This window comes from Streptomyces sp. NPDC096176 (genome assembly GCF_044763255.1).
Classification (GTDB): domain Bacteria; phylum Actinomycetota; class Actinomycetes; order Streptomycetales; family Streptomycetaceae; genus Streptomyces.
This window is the reverse complement of sequence record NZ_JBIWFV010000006.1, coordinates 63798-80953: the sequence shown is the minus strand read 5'-3', so window position 1 is coordinate 80953 and position 17156 is coordinate 63798. Positions and strand designations below refer to the sequence as shown.

15 protein-coding genes are annotated in these 17156 nt (G+C 71.6%); 12 read left to right on the top strand and 3 right to left on the bottom strand.

Translation table 11 applies throughout. From position 1 onward, the window contains the following. Window positions 1-50 precede the first annotated feature (50 nt). Window positions 51-950, top strand: coding sequence for a phosphatase PAP2 family protein (locus ACIQ7Q_RS18025; RefSeq protein WP_403862387.1), 900 nt, complete (start codon window positions 51-53; stop codon window positions 948-950). 186 nt (window positions 951-1136) lie between these two features. Here ACIQ7Q_RS18025 and ACIQ7Q_RS18020 read toward each other — a convergent pair whose 3' ends face one another. Next, complete coding sequence (locus ACIQ7Q_RS18020; RefSeq protein ID WP_403862385.1) at window positions 1137-4124, bottom strand: bifunctional [glutamine synthetase] adenylyltransferase/[glutamine synthetase]-adenylyl-L-tyrosine phosphorylase; 2988 nt, start codon at window positions 4122-4124, stop codon at window positions 1137-1139. A 332-nt stretch (window positions 4125-4456) separates the two neighbouring features. Between ACIQ7Q_RS18020 and ACIQ7Q_RS18015 the strand changes: the two genes are divergently transcribed. From ACIQ7Q_RS18015 to ACIQ7Q_RS18000, 4 genes are all read left to right on the top strand, one after another. Beyond that, entirely contained in the window at window positions 4457-6595 is a 2139-nt protein-coding gene (locus ACIQ7Q_RS18015) for a PIG-L family deacetylase (RefSeq protein ID WP_403862382.1), read from the top strand. 70 nt (window positions 6596-6665) lie between these two features. Continuing rightward, window positions 6666-7193 carry a pyridoxamine 5'-phosphate oxidase family protein gene (locus ACIQ7Q_RS18010; RefSeq protein ID WP_403862379.1) on the top strand — a complete coding sequence of 176 codons (528 nt, stop codon included), beginning with the start codon at window positions 6666-6668 and terminating at the stop codon, window positions 7191-7193. Between the two features lie 42 nt (window positions 7194-7235). Continuing rightward, the gene (locus tag ACIQ7Q_RS18005; protein WP_403862376.1) at window positions 7236-7667 is read left to right on the top strand and encodes a VOC family protein; all 432 of its coding nucleotides are present in this window, start codon (window positions 7236-7238) and stop codon (window positions 7665-7667) included. A 370-nt stretch (window positions 7668-8037) separates the two neighbouring features. Further along, window positions 8038-8730, top strand: coding sequence for a class I SAM-dependent DNA methyltransferase (locus ACIQ7Q_RS18000; RefSeq protein ID WP_403862373.1), 693 nt, complete (start codon window positions 8038-8040; stop codon window positions 8728-8730). Between the two features lie 78 nt (window positions 8731-8808). Here ACIQ7Q_RS18000 and ACIQ7Q_RS17995 read toward each other — a convergent pair whose 3' ends face one another. Next, on the bottom strand, window positions 8809-9036 hold the full coding sequence (locus ACIQ7Q_RS17995) for an antitoxin (RefSeq protein WP_403862370.1): 228 nt from the start codon (window positions 9034-9036) through the stop codon (window positions 8809-8811). 230 nt (window positions 9037-9266) lie between these two features. Between ACIQ7Q_RS17995 and ACIQ7Q_RS17990 the strand changes: the two genes are divergently transcribed. After that, window positions 9267-10154 carry a sigma-70 family RNA polymerase sigma factor gene (locus ACIQ7Q_RS17990; RefSeq protein WP_403862367.1) on the top strand — a complete coding sequence of 296 codons (888 nt, stop codon included), beginning with the start codon at window positions 9267-9269 and terminating at the stop codon, window positions 10152-10154. A gap of 313 nt (window positions 10155-10467) precedes the next feature. Here ACIQ7Q_RS17990 and ACIQ7Q_RS17985 read toward each other — a convergent pair whose 3' ends face one another. After that, complete coding sequence (locus tag ACIQ7Q_RS17985; RefSeq protein WP_356633037.1) at window positions 10468-11829, bottom strand: glutamine synthetase family protein; 1362 nt, start codon at window positions 11827-11829, stop codon at window positions 10468-10470. Between the two features lie 225 nt (window positions 11830-12054). Here ACIQ7Q_RS17985 and ACIQ7Q_RS17980 point away from each other — a divergent pair, with 225 nt between their 5' ends. The 6 genes from ACIQ7Q_RS17980 to ACIQ7Q_RS17955 all read left to right on the top strand — a co-directional run bounded on the left by ACIQ7Q_RS17980 (window position 12055) and on the right by ACIQ7Q_RS17955 (window position 16915). After that, a complete protein-coding gene (locus ACIQ7Q_RS17980) occupies window positions 12055-12447 on the top strand; it encodes an ArsR/SmtB family transcription factor (protein ID WP_403862364.1) in 393 nt (130 codons plus the stop codon). Then, on the top strand, window positions 12444-12698 hold the full coding sequence (locus ACIQ7Q_RS17975; RefSeq protein WP_403862361.1) for a hypothetical protein: 255 nt from the start codon (window positions 12444-12446) through the stop codon (window positions 12696-12698). Before ACIQ7Q_RS17980 ends, ACIQ7Q_RS17975 begins: the two co-directional genes overlap by 4 nt. A 200-nt stretch (window positions 12699-12898) precedes the next feature. Then, on the top strand, window positions 12899-15025 hold the full coding sequence (locus ACIQ7Q_RS17970; RefSeq protein WP_403862358.1) for an MMPL family transporter: 2127 nt from the start codon (window positions 12899-12901) through the stop codon (window positions 15023-15025). A gap of 108 nt (window positions 15026-15133) precedes the next feature. After that, entirely contained in the window at window positions 15134-15508 is a 375-nt protein-coding gene (locus ACIQ7Q_RS17965) for a hypothetical protein (RefSeq protein WP_403862356.1), read from the top strand. A 67-nt stretch (window positions 15509-15575) separates the two neighbouring features. After that, entirely contained in the window at window positions 15576-16223 is a 648-nt protein-coding gene (locus ACIQ7Q_RS17960) for a DUF3105 domain-containing protein (protein ID WP_403862353.1), read from the top strand. 5 nt (window positions 16224-16228) lie between these two features. Further along, window positions 16229-16915 (top strand): DUF305 domain-containing protein, encoded by a 687-nt coding sequence (locus tag ACIQ7Q_RS17955; protein WP_403862350.1) that lies wholly within the window; start codon window positions 16229-16231, stop codon window positions 16913-16915. Window positions 16916-17156 lie beyond the last annotated feature (241 nt).

Sequence of the window (17156 nt, the reverse complement as noted above, 5' to 3'; positions counted from 1 at the left end):
CGACGGGGGGATGATCGGAGAGTGCCATTCATCTGGCAGACTCCTCTCCCATGGGTGAAGCGACCGTGAAGACCGTGGAAGGCCGGACGGCGACCCCGTCACCCATGGTGGAGGACGAGGTCGTGGCCGCTCCTCCACATGCCCCCGGGCAGACGCCGCGCGGTTGGCGCGCCCCGAGGACCCCCGGCCGCCCCCGCATCTGGTTCGAAATCCTGCTCATCGCCGTGAGTTACTGGACGTACTCGCTGATCCGCAACGCCGTGCCCGAGCAGAAGTACCAGGCCCTGCGCAACGCGGACTGGATCTGGCAGGCGGAGAAGACACTCGGCATAGCGGTGGAGGACTCCGTCAACCACGCCATCAACTCGGTGACATGGCTCATCGTGTCGATGAATTACTACTACGCGACGCTGCACTTCATCGTGACGATCAGTGTGCTCGTGTGGCTCTACCGCGCGCATCCCGGCCGCTACGCGGCCGCCCGACTCATCCTTTTCGCCACTACTGGTGTGGCTCTGGTCGGTTACTACCTGTACCCCCTCGCACCGCCTCGGTTGATGACCGGACAGAACTTCGTCGACACCGTCCTGGTCCACGGCACCTGGGGCTCGATGGCCTCCGGCAATTTCAAGAACATGTCGAACCAGTACGCCGCGATGCCCTCCATGCACATCGGCTGGTCACTGTGGTGCGGCCTCATCATGTTCGCGGTGGCGACGGCGCCGTGGGCGAAGATCCTCGGCCTGCTCTACCCGACACTGACGCTGGTCGTCATCGTGGCCACGGCGAACCACTTCTGGCTGGACGCGGTGGGCGGCATGGTCTGCCTCTCGTTCGGCTTCGGGGTCTCGTACGTGTGGTACCGGGCGTGGCCGCATCGGCTGCCGCGGATTGTGGACGAGGCGCCGTCGGCCGATCCCCGCCGCTTCCTGCCGGCTGCCCGCACCTGACGATCGTGCCGGTCCTGTCGGGGCTCCGCCCCGAACCCAGCGCGACCGCCCCCTTTGGCCCGGCGGCCGTGGGAGGCACCCCGACGAGGCTGGATCCGGCCGTCGGGGCTCCGCCCCGAACCTCGCGCCACCGCCCCCTTTGGCCCGGCGGCCGTGGGAGGCACCCCGGCGAGGCTCGACGTTCCGCTACGCGTCGTAGAAGATCGACTCCATCACGGCCCGCGCCCGTCGCGTCACCCGGCGGTAGTCGTCCAGCATGTCTCCCACGTGTCCCGGGCCGTAGCCCAGATACCGCCCCACCGCCGCGAGTTCCCTCGCCTCCGAGGGGAACGTGTCGCCGGCGCGGCCGCGGACCAGCATCACGCCGTTGCGGACGCGGGTCGCCAGGACCCAGGCCTCGTCCAGGGTCTGGGCGTCGTCGGCCGAGATGAGGCCCGCGGTGCGGGCCGCCGCCAGGGCCTCGCGGGTGCGGGTCGTGCGCAGGCCCGGCTCCGTCGCGCCATGGCGCATCTGGAGCAGTTGGACCGTCCATTCGACGTCGCTGAGGCCGCCCCTGCCGAGCTTGGTGTGCAGGGTCGGATCGGCGCCGCGCGGCAGGCGTTCGGACTCCATGCGCGCCTTGAGCCGGCGGATCTCCCGCACGGCTTCGTCGCCGAGTCCCTCGCGCGGGTAGCGCAGCGGGTCGATCAGTTCGATGAACGCCTCCGCGAGGGGCAGGTCGCCCGCCATGGGCAGGGCGCGCAGCAGCGCCTGGCTCTCCCAGACCAGTGACCAGCGGTGGTAGTACGCCCGGTAGGAGGCGAGCGTGCGCACGAGCGGCCCGTTGCGCCCTTCGGGCCGCAGGTCGGCGTCGATGAGCAGCGGCGGGTCCGCGGTGGGCAGCTGCAGCAGCCGGCGCATCTCGGCGACGACCGCGGCGGCCGCCCGTGCCGCTTCCTGCTCGTCGTCGCCGTCGCGCGGTTCGTGCACCAAGAGGACGTCCGCGTCGGATCCGTAGCCGAGTTCGTGGCCACCGAAGCGACCCATGCCGATGACGGCGAAGCGGGTGGGCAGGGTGTCGCCCCACTTGTCGCGTACGACGGCGCGCAGCGCGCCGGCGATGGTGGCGGCGGTGAGTTCTGTGACGGCGTCGCCGACGCGGTCGACCAGCGTGCCGGGGTCGCCTTCGGCGGGGTTGTCCTCGGTGCCGTAGGACCCGATGAGGTCGGCCGCGGCGGTACGGAACAGCTCCCGGCGGCGTACTCCTCGGGTGGCGGCGACCGCCGCCTCCGCGGTGTCGGCCCGGCCGACGGCGGCGAGGATCTCCTGCTCGAGGTGGTCGCGGCCGCGGGGACGCAGTCCGCCGGGGTCGCCGAGGATGGCGACGGCCTCGGGGGCGCGCAGCAGCAGGTCGGGCGCGAGCCGTCCGGCGGACAGCACGCGCGCCAGGTTCTCCGCGGCCGCGCCCTCGTCGCGCAGGAGCCGCAGGTACCAGGGCGTCTTGCCGAGCGCGTCGGACACCTTGCGGAAGCCGAGGAGGCCGGCGTCGGGGTCGGCGGAGTCGGCGAACCAGCCGAGCAGGACGGGCAGCAGGGTGCGCTGGATGGCGGCCTTGCGGCTCACCCCCGAGGCGAGGGCTTCGAGATGGCGCAGGGCGGCGGTCGGGTCGGCGTATCCGAGTGCCTCGAGGCGCTGGCCGGCCGCCTTGGGGCTGAGCCGGGTCTCGCCGGGGGTGAGCTGGGCGACGGCGTCGAGCAGCGGCCGGTAGAAAATCTTCTCGTGCAGCCGGCGTACGACGGAGGCGTGCCGCTTCCACTCCCGGTTGAGTGCGGCGACGGGATCGGTGCGCAGACCGAGGGAGCGCCCGAGGCGGCGCAGGTCGGCCTCCTGTTCGGGCACGAGGTGGGTGCGCCGCAGTTTGTGGAGCTGGATGCGGTGTTCCATGGCGCGCAGGAAGCGGTACGCCTCGTCGAGCTGGGCGGCGTCGGCGCGTCCGACGTACCCGCCGGCGGCCAGGGCCTGGAGGGCTTCGAGGGTGGTGCCGCTGTGCAGGGTGGCGTCGCTGCGGCCGTGCACGAGTTGCAGCAACTGGACGGCGAACTCGACGTCGCGCAGACCGCCGGGGCCCAGTTTGAGTTCGCGTTCGATCTCGGCGGCGGGGATGTTGTCGACGACGCGGCGGCGCATCTTCTGGACGTCGGCGACGAAGTTCTCGCGCTCGGCGGCCTGCCAGACGAGCGGGGCGACGGCTTCGATGTACGCCTCGCCGAGGGCGGCGTCCCCGGCGACGGGCCGGGCCTTGAGGAGGGCCTGGAACTCCCAGGTCTTGGCCCAGCGCTGGTAGTAGGCGAGGTGGCTGGAGAGCGTGCGCACCAGCGGCCCGTTGCGTCCCTCGGGCCGCAGGTTGGCGTCGACGGGCCAGATGGTGCCCTCGACGGTCGTCTCCGAGCAGATGCGCATCAGGTGGGACGCGAGCCGGGTGGCGGCCTGGAGGGCCTTGGCCTCCTCGGTGCCGTTCGTGGGTTCGGCGACGAAGATGACGTCGACGTCGGAGACGTAGTTGAGCTCGTGGCCGCCGCACTTGCCCATGGCGACGACGGAGAGCCGGCAGGCGGCGGCGTCGTCGGGCGCGGCGGCGCAGGCCATGCGGAGGGCCGCGCGCAGGGTGGCGGTGGCCAGGTCGGCGAGTTCGGCGGCGGCCTCGGCGACGTCGGTGGTGCCGCACACGTCACGGGCCGCGATGGCCAGCAGGCAGCGGCGGTAGGAGACGCGCAGGGAGACCGGGTCCGTGGCGTCGGCGAGGCAGCGTTCGAATTCGGCGATGCCCGGGTGCAGATCGGCGGACTCATAGGTGGCGAGGGCGTGCCAGTCGCGAGGGTGGCGGGCCAGATGGTCGCCGAGTGCCTCGGATGCGCCGAGGACGCCGAGCAGCCGGTCGCGCAGCGGCTTCGCCGTGACGAGATTGTCCAGGAATCGACGCTTTTCGTCTTGTTCGTGCGCTTCGACGAGGCGTACGAGCGCGCGCAGGGCGAGGTCGGGGTCGGCCGTGGCGCCGAGGGCGTCGAGCAGGACGGGATCGCTGCGCACTGACGACATGTCGGGGAGCTCGAGGAGCCGTCCGGCGGCGGAGGCATCGGTGAAACCGTGCCTCAGCAGCCGGGTGAAGGTGCTGCTCCTGCGCCCCGGAACCGTCATCCCGGTCTCCCGTCCTGCCGTGTCGCCCATGTCGCCCATGCCGCCCTGTGCGCCCGAGCGTAGCCGCAGGGCGGCGGACCGGCCCCGGAGGGCCGCGCGGAGCCGCGTCCCGGTGCGCGGGCCGTGCCGACCGGTGGCCGGTGGCCGGTGGCCGGTGGCCGGTGACGCACTCCACAAGTGACGTAGGCGGCACGTGAGATACACCATGTTCCGCACTTTTCGGCCCTCGTGAACCGCATCCTCGGTATCTCCGTCTTCACGGCCGACCAGCGGTGATCCATGTTCTCGCCGGTCAGAACCTTGACCGACCTGAACACCGAAAGCACCACCGAATGCGCTCGTCCGGGCTTCGCCGCCGCTTCGCCCTGCTGTCCCGCCGTGCCCCGGCGGCCCTCGTCATCGCCCCGCTCGTCGGCATGGGCTGGTTCTTCGGCGCCGACCTCGCCGCCTCCGACGTACCCCGGACGGCCCCCGGGGCCCGCCCCTCGGCGGAGCCGGGCGGGCACGGGAAGCGGCCGGCCACGGCGGCCCGGCCGGGGGCCGCGTCGGTGATGCAGATCGTGGCGCACCCGGACGACGACCTGTTCTTCATGAACCCGGACACCCGCCAGTCCGTCGTGTCCGGGAACCCCCTCACCTCCGTCTATCTCACGGCCGGCGAGTCCGACGGTGTCAACGCCGCCCGCACCGGCCCGATGGCGCCCGTCGCCCCGCCCGCCGCCGACAAGGAGCGCTACGCGGAGGCCCGGCAGAACGGCATCCGTGCGGCGTACGCGGAAATGGCCACCGGCGACCGCACCAGCCCCTGGCGGCGCACCGCGATACCCACCGCCGGCGGCGGCACGGCCGAGCTCGACGTCCTGGTGGCCCGCCCCCGGATCAGCCTGGTGTGGGTGCAGCTGCGCGAGGCGGGGTCGATACACGGGGACCGGCCCAGCAGCCTGCACGGCCTGTGGGACGGCCGGGTGGACCGGCTGAGGTCGCAGCTCGCCTCCGGCAGCCCGGTCGTGCGGGACTTCGCGTACAGCAAGCGGCAGGTCGTCGACACGGTGGCGGGGCTGCTGGAGCGGTTCGAGCCGACGCATGTGCGGATGCAGGACCCGACGCCCGGTCTGATCGCGGCGACGGGCCGCCACTCCGACCATCAGGACCACATGTTCGGCGCGCGTTTCGCCCAGGCGGCACTCGCGCAGTACGCGGCGGTGCCCGGCCACGCCGCCTTCTCCGTGCAGAACTATCTGGGCTACCTCACCAGCGGCCTGCCGCGCACTCTCGACCCCGAGACGGCCGCGGCGAAGCTGCGCACCATGCGGACGTACGCGTGGATGGACGACACGAACTACTGCGGCGACGAGCAGGCCGGGTGCGGCGACCGCAAGGTGGCCGCACGCCCCGGCGGCCACGGGTGGACCGAGTCCGTCCGCTACACCCGCGGCGAGTCCACGTCATGGGTGCAGCCGGGCGCGGACGGTGGTACGTGGGCGTTCTCGGTGCTCGACACCCGCCTCGCGGTGTGGCACCGGTCGGCGCGCGGCGTCTGGGAGGGGCCCCGGCTGCTGGCCGGCACGGGGCTCGACAGCGGCGTCACGTCCGTCCGTCTTGCCGACGGCCGGATCGCGGTCTTCGCCACCCGTACGACGCCGGGCGCGGGCCCGGCCGACTACCGCAGGGACGTCGTCACCGCCGTACAGCGCACGCCCGACGGCGGGTTCGGCCCGTGGCAGTCGCTGGGCACCCCGGAACGCGACGACGCCTCCGGCGTGTCCGACATCAGCGCCCCGGCGGCCACCGTCGACAAGGCCGGCCGTATCACGGTCTACCTCCGCGACGGCCACCACTCACTCAGCTCCCGCGCCCAGCGGACGGACGGCTCTTGGGCCCCGGCGTGGCAGGAACGCGGCGGCCGCGACCTGCACGGCGACCCGGCCGTGGCCTCGGACGCGAGCGGCCGTCAGCATGTGTTCGTCGCCACGCCGCAGACGGTCCTGTCCTGGACGCAGGCGGCGCCCGGCGCCCCGCTCAGCGGCCCGGCGGCGACCCGGCTGCCGCCGACGACCCTGGCGCTGAGCGTGAAGCCGGACGGCGACGGCGTACGGCTCTGGTTCCGCAGGCCCGTCTCCGGCGACGTCCGCACGGCCCGGTTCTCCGGCCCCCTGGCCTCCCCCGTCGTCGAACTCGGCGGACCCGCGGGCTTCGGCCCGGTGAGTGCCTCGGGCCCGGACAGCGCGGTGCTCGCCGTCCGCTCGGGAACCGGTGTGCCGGGGACCTCGCTGCCGAAGCCGGGTACGGGCACGGCGGGCCGGTCCGCGGGTGGGGCGCCGTGGCAGCCTGCCGACCGGGCGCCCTGGCAGTCGGCCGGGCCGCAGTTCGTGGGCGCGCCGGCGGGAGCGGACGCGGGGGTCGGTGCCGTCGGCCAGGACGGCCGCCTGTACTGGTTCTCGGCGGACGGCCGGTGGGGGCCGGTCGGCTGAGCGATGAGTACGGGGCGCCGGACCGGTCTACACATTCGCTGACCCGTCACGCGAATCGAGAGGACGCGCCATGTCCGCGACCGAGCCCCTGTCGGCGCCCCAGCCGGAACTGGACGCCCGCTACAGCGATCCGAAGGCGTCGCCGGCCGAGTGGTCCGAGGCGCTCGCCCAGCTGCGCGAAGCCGAGGTCTTCTGGCTGACGACGGTACGGCCCGACGGCCGCCCGCATGTCACGCCGCTGATCGCCGTCTGGCACGACGGCGCCCTGCACTTCTGCACGGGCGCCGAGGAGCGCAAGGCGAGGAACCTCCGCCACAACCGGGAAGTCGTCCTCACGACCGGGCTCCCCTCGCTGACCGAGGGCGTGGACGTGGTCGTCGAGGGCGAGGCGGTCCAGGTGACCGACGAGCCGAGCCTGCGCGCCCTGGCGGGGCGTTACGTGGAGAAGTACGGTCCCGATTGGACGTTCGAGGTCGGTGACGGGGTGTTCGTCGGCGACGGCGGCGAGGCCGTGGTGTTCCGGGTGGCGCCGCGAACGGCCTTCGGCTTCGCGAAGGGCGATCCGTACGGCCAGACCCGCTGGCGTTTCGACCACTGACGCGGCCAGGTAGGCGCGTCGAACCCGACGAAAGGAACCATTGTGGAACTGACCCTCGAGGTCGTCACCGTCCCGGTCGCGGACGTGGACCGCTCGAAGACCTTCTACGCGGAAGCGTGCGGTTTCAAGGTGGACCTCGATTCGGAGGTCGCCCCCGGCATGCGGATCGTCCAGCTGACCCCGCCCGGTTCACGCTGCTCGATCGCGCTGATGAGCGGCATGCCGGCGCACCCGGAGCAGCCCATGATGGACCCCGGCACCCTCCACGGCCTCCAGCTGTGCGTCACGGACCTCGCGACGGCCCACTCCGAGTTCATGTCGCGCGGTGTCCCGGTGACACCGATCCAGCACGTGGGCGCGACCGGCTGGGAGGACGGCCCGGGCGAGGAGTGGAACTCGTTCATGTTCTTCAAGGACCCCGACGGCAACAGCTGGTGCGTCCAGGAGGCGCCGTCACCGCTGTCGGAGCGCTGAGGCCCGCGCCGCGCCGGAGCCGGGCCCCAGGAGGTGCCCGGCCCCGTCGGCCGGTGAAGCGGTAACGGTTCTCGGCGGACGGCGACCTCACGCGTACGCGCGGCAGGCGGCGGCCACCTTCACGGCTGCTTTCGGCCCTTCCCTCCGGCCTCGCTCAGCCCCTTCTCGGGCACGCCGAACGGACCGGACGCGCCGGCGGACCGCTTCGAGGCCCTGTCTCCGCAGCCGTATCCACACCCATCCGGACGCGGCCCGCAGCGACTGGCGCGTCCAACTCCCGCGCGTCACCCGGCTCGACGACGCGGGCTGAGAACCACCACGCTCTCTCGCTGTCGGACGGAGTGTCAGAGGCGGCTGGTATCCCTGCCGCATGGAATCCCATCACTCGCCCGCCATGACGGAACGCCCGTCGGAGGATGCCTTCCTCACCGACACCCGTTCCTCGTACGACGCCATCGCCGAGGGGTACGCGGAGCTCTTCAAGGCCGAGCCGGAGGCCAAACCCCTTGCCCGTGCCGTGCTCACGGCGTTCGCGGAAACCGTCGCGGCCGACGGCGGAGGCCCCGTGGTCGAGTTCGGTTCGGGGCCGGGGCGGGTGACGGCGTATCTCGACAGTGTCGGGATGGACGTCAGAGGAGTAGATCTGTCCCCCGTCATGGTCACGCTGGCCCGGCAGACGTACCCTCAACTGCGCTTCGACGAGGGCTCGATGACGGAACTCGGCGGCTTCGCGGACGGCTCGTTGCGCGGGATCGTCGGCTGGTACTCGCTGATCCACCTGCCACCGGCGAGGGTTCCGGCCGTGTTGGCGGAGTTCCACCGGCTGCTCGGGCCGGGCGGGCACCTGGCGCTCGCCTTCCAGGCCGGGTCGGACATCTCCCGGCACACCGAGGGATTCGGCCGTTCCATTTCGCTGGACTTCCACCGGATGCAGCCGGACACGGTGGAAGCCCAGCTCGGCGAGGCCGGGTTCGAGGTGCGGGCGCGTCTGGTGCGCGAGGCGGAGCCGGACGAGAAGACGCCGCAGGCGTACCTGCTGGCCCGCAAGCGGGCCCGGGTGTAGACGCAACGGCAGTCCGGGTCGGCGGGCGCGCCCGCCGGCCCGGACCGGCCGTTTCACACGCGTGCGGGTCGACTGCTGTTACGGGGCCGGCGGCTCGTCGCGGCGCTCCTGACCAGGAGTACCGCCCGCGGCACCGGTACCGCCTCCACCGAACTGATCCCGCATCTTTTCCTGGCCCGTGTCCACGTGACGGCTGTACTTGCCCTGGGTCCTGCCGTCCACGTAGTCGCCGGCCTTGTCGATGCCCTGGTCCGTCTGCTCAGGGTGGCCTTTGAGCATGTTCTTGAGCTTGTCCATCATGGACATGGGGTTTTCCTCCTCGACGCAGGGTCCCCCGTCACTCCAGGGTCGGGGCACCCGGTGGGGTTCGCATCCCAGCGGGGGATATCTAGGACGGTTTCTGTCCTCGATGTACCCGGTCGCGCCGCCTCACCGGCCACACCGTCCTCACCGCCGTTCCTGTCACATCAGCGGGGCGCGGGGGGTCTACTTCTACGAGACTCCGCAACGGGGGCACATGACGTGAGGAATGCGACGTGAGCGACGAGCAGGCATGGGTGACCCGGCGATTCGAGGAGGACCGGCCGCGGCTGCGCGCGGTGGCGTACCGGATGCTGGGCTCGGCGACCGAGGCCGAGGACGCTCTCCAGGAAGCCTGGCTGCGCATCGACCGGGCCGACGCGGGCAGTGTCGAGAACCCCGCCGGGTGGTTGACCACGGTGGTGGCCCGCGTATGTCTGAACATGCTGCGCGCACGCCGCTCCCGCCGCGAGGAGCCCCTCGACGTGCGCCCCGCCGATCATGTGACCGGCCTCGAGGACGCGCCCGACCCCGAGCAGGAGGCCGTGCTGGCCGACTCGGTGGGGCTGGCTCTGCTGGTGGTACTGGACACGCTCACTCCGGCGGAGCGTCTCGCCTTCGTGCTGCACGACATGTTCGCCGTCCCGTTCGACGAGATCGGCCCGATGATCGAGCGCTCGCCGACCGCGGCCAGGCAGCTCGCGAGCCGCGCCCGCCGACGGGTCAAGGGAGGCGCAGCGGTTCCCGAGTCCGATCTGACCCGTCAGCGCCGAGTCGTCGACGCGTTCCTCGCCGCCTCGCGCGGCGGGGACTTCGACGCGCTGGTCGCCCTGCTCCACCCGGACGTGGTGCTCCGGGCCGACCGGGCGGCGGGACCCACCCCCGAACCTCTTGTCGTCCGGGGCTCCGACAAGGTGGCCAAGGGCGCGGGCGCCGCCGCACAGCGGGCCAGGTTCTCCCAGCCGGCGCTGGTGAACGGAGCGGTCGGGCTGGTGATGGCGCCGCGCGGCCGGCTGTTCCTGGCGCTCGCCTTCTCCTTCGCCGACGGCAGGATCACCGAGATCGACGTGATCGCGGACGCGGACCGCCTCCGCGACCTCGATCTCGCGGTGCTCGACAACTGACGACGGACGCCCGCCGCGAGCCCCGCTGCCCCGGAGAACGGGCGGCAGGGCTCGCACGGCGGCGCGGTGATCCGACGAGCACCGGCACGAGCGGGTCCGGTGCATCCGAGCCGGCTCACCGACATGGTGGTCAACATCGGGGTCTCCGGGTGGGGCGGCGACGACGCGCGCCGCACGACCGCCTCTTCGGCGGTTCAAGCCACCCGCAGATGGTGCACCGCACGCACCCCTGCGCGCCATGGGGCAGGGCGAGCCGGCCCCCTCCAGGTCCGATCGAGGGGCCTGTACGGGCCCCTCGACGCCTGATCCGCGCCTACAGCACCGGCAGCGACTTGCGCAGCTCGAACGCCGTGACCTCGGAGCGGTACTCCTCCCACTCCTGCTTCTTGTTGCGCAGGAAGAAGTCGAAGACGTGCTCGCCCAGCGTCTCGGCGACCAGCTCGCTGCGTTCCATCAGGTCGATCGCCTCGCCCAGGTTCTGCGGCAGGGGGGCGATGCCCATCGCGCGGCGTTCCGCGTCGGAGAGCGCCCAGACGTCGTCGTCCGCGCCCGCGGGGAGTTCGTAGCCCTCCTCGATGCCCTTGAGGCCGGCCGCCAGCAGGACCGCGTAGGCCAGGTACGGGTTGCAGCCGGAGTCCAGGGAGCGGACCTCGATGCGGGCGGAGCCGGTCTTGCCGGGCTTGTACATCGGGACGCGGATCAGGGCCGAGCGGTTGTTGTGGCCCCAGCAGATGTACGAGGGGGCCTCGCCGCCCGCTCCGGCGCTGCGGGCCGAGCCGCCCCAAATGCGCTTGTAGGAGTTGACCCACTGGTTGGTGACGGCCGAGATCTCGGCGGCGTGCACCAGCAGACCGGCGATGAAGGAGCGGCCCACCTTGGAGAGCTGGTACTCGGCGCCGGACTCGTAGAAGGCGTTGCGGTCGCCCTCGAAGAGGGAGAGGTGGGTGTGCATGCCGGAGCCGGGGTACTCCGAGAACGGCTTCGGCATGAACGTGGCCTGCACGCCCTGCTCCAGCGCGACCTGCTTCATGACCAGGCGGAACGTCATGATGTTGTCGGCGGTGGAGAGCGCGTCCGCGTACCGCAGGTCGATCTCCTGCTGGCCGGGCGCCCCCTCGTGGTGGCTGAACTCGACCGAGATGCCCATGGACTCGAGCATCGTGATGGCCTGCCGGCGGAAGTCCATGCCCACGTTCTGCGGGGTGTGGTCGAAGTAGCCGGAGCTGTCGGCGGGAGTGGGCCGGCTGCCGTCGACGGGCTTGTCCTTGAGCAGGAAGAACTCGATCTCGGGGTGGGTGTAGAAGGTGAAGCCCAGGTCCGAGGTCTTGGCGAGGATGCGCTTCAGCACGAAGCGCGGGTCCGCGAAGGACGGGGATCCGTCCGGCATGAGGATGTCGCAGAACATCCGGGCCGTGCCGGGGGCCTCCGCGCGCCAGGGCAGGATCTGGAAGGTCCCGGGGTCCGGCTTGGCGATCATGTCGGACTCGTAGACGCGGGCGAAGCCCTCGATGGCCGACCCGTCGAAGCCGATGCCCTCGTCGAAAGCCTGTTCCAGCTCGGCGGGTGCCACGGCGACCGACTTGAGGAAGCCGAGCACATCGGTGAACCACAGGCGTACGAAGCGAATGTCGCGCTCCTCGAGCGTACGGAGCACGAATTCCTGCTGCTTGTCCATTTCCACCCATCCTTGCCGGTCACGGCGCGTACCTGCTGTGTCGAGCATCCCATCCGCGGGTTTCGGGGACGTTGCGCACGCGGCTGTGCCCATTGTGGGTCAGGGCTCACCCCGAGACGACCCTGAGGCCCCCCTCACTCCCCCCGGACATGTGTCAGCTTTCTTTGACACCCCCCTCCAGGGTGCGTCAGTCTGAACCGACAGGTACGGACGAGGGGGACGGCGATGAGCGAGAACCCGGCCCCGCGGGAAGGTCCCGGGCCCACCGGCGACCAACTGCTCAAGATCCTCTCCGCACTCGGCAACCCGCACCGGATGCGGATCGTGGCAGCCCTCCTCGACGGGCGGAACTACGTGAGCCGGCTGGCGCGGGAACTCGGCATCGGACGGCCTCTGCTGCACATGCATCTGCAGCGCCTGGAGGCCGCCGGGCTGGTGGTGGGAGAGCTGGAGCTGTCCGACGGCGGCAAGGCGATGAAGTACTTCGAGCTGACGCCCTTCTGTCTGACGCTGACGCCCGACGTCGTGGCCGCGGCGGCGAGGACTCTGCCCGACGAGGAGAAGGACGCGGAGAAGGAGAAGAAGGACCCGATGAACACGAAGGAGACGACGAAGTGAACGCGAACACGGTCGGAGCGGTCGGATCCGCCGGCTTCTTCCTCCTCTGCATCGTCATCGTCTGGCAGATCGCCGCGACCTGGCGGGCCCGCTCACTGGCCGCCCGTGACGCGGCGTACCGCGAACTCGCCGTCAAATACGCGCAGTTGCTGGAGGACAGCACAGAGCTGCACCGGCGCAACCTCGAGGAGCTGACGCAGACCCGCATCTCGCTCGCCTCGATGGAGAAGATGATGCGCGAGATCGAATAGGGGCCGTACCGGCCGGTTGACACGGCCGGACGAACAGGGCCCGTACCGGCCCGGTCGATACGGCCGGGAGCTGCAACTCCCGGCCGTATCCATGGAGCACACAACCCGCGCACTTCCACCCACTCCGCGACAGGTCTGCGAAGCCTCACGCCGCGGTGCGGGTCTCGTGCGCCCAGAACTCCACACACAGGAGATTACTCATGAGAGCGCTGCTCAAGCGCCTGGCCGGTGCGCCGGGCGGCAGTCGCACCAAGTGGCTCGTCCTCGTCGGCTGGGTGATCCTCGCCGTCACACTCGGCCCGCTCGCCGGCAAGCTCGGCGAGGTCGAGGAGTCCGGACCGAACGCCTTCCTCCCCAACGGCGCCGAATCCGCGCAGGTCAACACGGAGTTGGAGAAGTTCCGTACGGACGCGCTGATGCCGGTCGTCACGGTCTACAGCGGTGAGCGGACGGTCGGCGCGCCGGCCCGCGCCAAGGCGGAGGCGGACCGGGCGGCCATCTCCGCGTTCGCCGCCAAGGGCGAACAGGTCCCGCCCGTGCTGGCGTCCGAGGACGGCAGGGCCCTGATGGTCGTCGTACCGCTCTCTTCGGAGGACGGACTCGGCGACAAGGTCGAGGAGATCCGCAGGATCGCCGGCGCCAACGCGCCGCCCGGGCTCGACGTGGAGGTCGGCGGGCCGGCCGGTTCGCTGATGGACCAGGTCGCGGTCTTCGACACGCTCGACGCCACGTTGATGATCGCCACCGGTCTGGTGGTGGCCTTCCTGCTGCTGATCACCTACCGCAGCCCGGTCCTGTGGCTGTTCCCGCTGCTGTCCGTCGGCTTCGCCGCCGTCCTCACCCAGGTCAGCACCTACCTGCTGGCCAAGTACGCGGGCCTGCCGGTCGATCCGCAGAGCGCCGGCATCCTGATGGTGCTCGTCTTCGGTGTGGGCACCGACTACGCCCTGCTGCTCATCGCGCGCTACCGCGAGGAGCTGCACCGCCACGAGGACCGGCACACGGCGATGCAGCTCGCGCTGCACCGCTCGGGCCCGGCGATCCTCGCCTCCGCGGGCACCATCGCGGTCGGCCTCGCCTGTCTGTCCCTCGCCGACATCAACTCCTCGCGGTCCCTGGGGATGGTCGGCGCGCTCGGCGTGGTGTGCGGCTTCCTGGCGATGGTCACGGTGCTGCCGGCGCTGCTGGTGATCGCCGGCCGCTGGGTGTTCTGGCCGTTCGTGCCCCGGCACGGCACCCCGGCGCGCAGGTCCGTCACCGTCTGGTCGCGTATCGGTGCGATGGTCGCCCGCCGGCCCCGCTGGTCGTGGCTGATGTCCGTCGCCGTCACGGGTGTGCTCGCGCTCAGCGCCTTCGGCATCAACATGGGCCTCACCCAGTCCGAGATGTTCCAGGACAAGCCCGAGTCGGTCGTCGCCCAGGAGCGGATCTCCGCGCACTACCCGTCGGGCGCCTCCGACCCGGCGACGGTCGTCGTGAACGCCGGGCACACCGACGCCGTCGAGGCCGCCGTCTCCCGGGTGCACGGTGTCGCCCGGGTCGACGACGGCGAGCGCACCCCCGACGGCCGGCTGGCGACCCTGTCCGTCGTCCTGGAGGACGCCCCGGACAGCGACGCCGCGAAGGACACCGTCGACGCGCTGCGCTCCGCGGTGGACCGGGTCGAGGGGGCCGACGCCCTGGTCGGCGGTACGACCGCGCAGACGCTGGACACCCAGCGGGCGGCCGACCGCGACCTGCGGACCGTCGTGCCGGTCGTGCTGCTGGTGGTGCTGCTCGTCCTGGTGTGGCTGCTGCGGGCCATCGTCGCGCCGGTCCTGCTGCTCGCCACGGTCGTCCTCTCGTACTTCGCGGCGCTCGGCGCCTCGAACCTTCTCTTCGAGCACGTCCTCGGCTTCGCCGGCGTCGACTGGTCGATCCCGCTGATGGGCTTCGTCTTCCTGGTCGCCCTCGGCATCGACTACAACATCTTCCTGATGCACCGGGTCCGGGAGGAGTCGGAGCGGCTCGGCCACGTACGCGGTGTGCTGGAGGGGCTGACGACCACCGGCGGCGTCATCACGAGCGCGGGCGTCGTGCTCGCCGCGACGTTCGCGGTCTTCGCGGGGCTGCCGCTGGTGACCATGGCGCAGATGGGCGTCATCGTCGGCATCGGCGTACTGCTCGACACCTTCCTGGTCCGCACGGTGCTGGTGCCGGCGCTCGCCCTCGACCTGGGCCGCTGGTTCTGGTGGCCGGGGCGGCTGTTCCGGACAGGTCCTTCGCGGCCCGCCGCACACGCGGTGAACCCCCCGTCGCAGGCAGGCCGCGCGCCCGAGCACGTCTGAGGCAACCGATCCCGCGGGGCCCCGCCACGTCGCGGCGGGGCCCCGCGCTGCCGCTCTTTGTCGGCCGTTTGCGGTAACAGGGGCACGCGCCTACTACGATCTGCGGCCATGGGGGGTTCGCGGACCGACCGCCTCTCGCGCACCGCGCGTCCCACGGCTCTGCTGAGCGCCGTGGCGACGCTCCTCGGCGCGCTCTTCATCTGCCTCGGCCCGGCGGGTCAGCACCACGGCGGCGAGACGGCCTTCTCGACGCACCAGCCCCTCTCGGCCTCCGTCTACAGCTGCCCGTACGACGACGGCGGCTGCGGAATGCTGCCGGTGCTGAGCCCGGCGGTGCTCACCGCGCCGCCGCTGGACGCCCCGGTGGCAGCGGGCACCCAGCCCCCGTACGGGGATCAGCCGGCGAACGCCGGCCGGCCGGACCGTTCCGGGGTGCTCGCACGCGCCCCGGACCTGCACGTCCTTCAAGTGCTGCGGACGTGACACAGCCGCACGCCTTGCACGCATCGCTGAACCCCATTCCGCAGACCTCACGAAGGACGACGCCACCATGGCTTCCCGTAACACCACCAACGACCGCCGGGCCCGGATAGAGCAGATGCGCCGCGCCGAGCAGTCCCGCGAGCGCCGCAACCGCATCCTCACCATCGGCATCAGCGGCCTCGTCGTCGCCGGCCTCGTCGGCTTCGGAGTCTTCGTGCTCAACAAGGAGTCCGAGGAGAAGGAGCAGCGCGTCTCCGAGGCCAAGGCCCCGGTCAAGGAAGAGAAGTCCTGGGACGCGAAGAAGCTGGGCCGCAACCACGTCGAGACGGCCGTCAGCTACGAGATGAAGCCGCCGGTGGGCGGCGACCACAGCCAGGTGTGGATGAACTGCAACGGCGACGTCTACAACGAGCCGGTCCCGGACGTCAACGCCGTCCACTCCCTTGAGCACGGCGCGGTGTGGGTGACGTACACCGACAAGGCCGCCAAGGCCGACGTGGACAAGCTCGCGAAGAAGGTCAAGGCGACGCCCTACTCGCTGATGAGTCCGTACAAGGACCAGCAGGGCCCGATCACGCTGAGCGCCTGGGGCAAGCAGGTCACCGTCGACTCGGCCGACGACCCGCGGGTCAGCCAGTTCTTCACCAAGTATGTGCAGGGCGCGCAGACTCCCGAGCCGGGTGCGGCGTGCACGGGCGGGCTGAGCGGCAAGTGATGGGTATGACGCGAACGCACTGGGCCGCCGTCACGGCGGTCGTGCTCGCGCTTCTGTTCGCGGGGGCCGCCACGGTGGCCTCCGCGGGGGGCGGGTCGGGGCCCGGGTCCGGTGGCGGTACGCCGACGACGGCGTCCGCGGACGCCGGCTTCGCCCGTGACATGTCGGTCCACCACCAGCAGGCGGTGGAGATGTCGTTCATCGTCCGCGACCGCACGCAGGACGAAGAGGTGCGCAGGCTCGCGTACGACATCGCCAATACCCAGGCCAACCAGCGCGGCATGATGCTGGGGTGGCTGGACCTGTGGGGTCTGCCGAAGATCTCCGCGGACGCCGAGCCGATGGAGTGGATGACCGCGGGGCCCAAGGACGGTGCGTCCGGGCACGGTGGACACTCCGCCGGGCACGCCGCCGACGACGGCGCCGACGACGGGGCGCTGATGCCCGGCATGGCGACCAAGTCAGACCTGAAGAGGCTGGGCACGCTGAGCGGCAAGCAGGCCGAGATCCTCTACCTGCAACTGATGATCATCCACCACAACGGCGGCATCGCCATGGCCAAGGGCTGCGTCGAGCAGTGCGCGGTCGGTGTGGAGCGCGACCTCGCGCAGGGCATGGTCGACGCGCAGGCGTCGGAGGTGGAGCTGATGGTCGACCTGCTGCACAAACGGGGCGCCGAGCCCCGCGCGTGACGCGCGACGGGGCGTGGCCCGGCGGGGCATTTCCCCCACCCTCCCCCTACGGCCCGGCGGCCGTGGGGGGAGCCCCACGTCCCGCTACCGGGCTCGGCCCGTACCCGTATCGCGCTCCGGCGCGGTGTTCGGGGCTCCGCCCCGGGCCCCGCGCCTCAAACGCCGGCGGGGCCGGATTTCGCGGAGCGAAAGTCAGCCCGTTTGGGGGCACCTCCCACGGCCGCCAGGCCGTAGGGGAGTT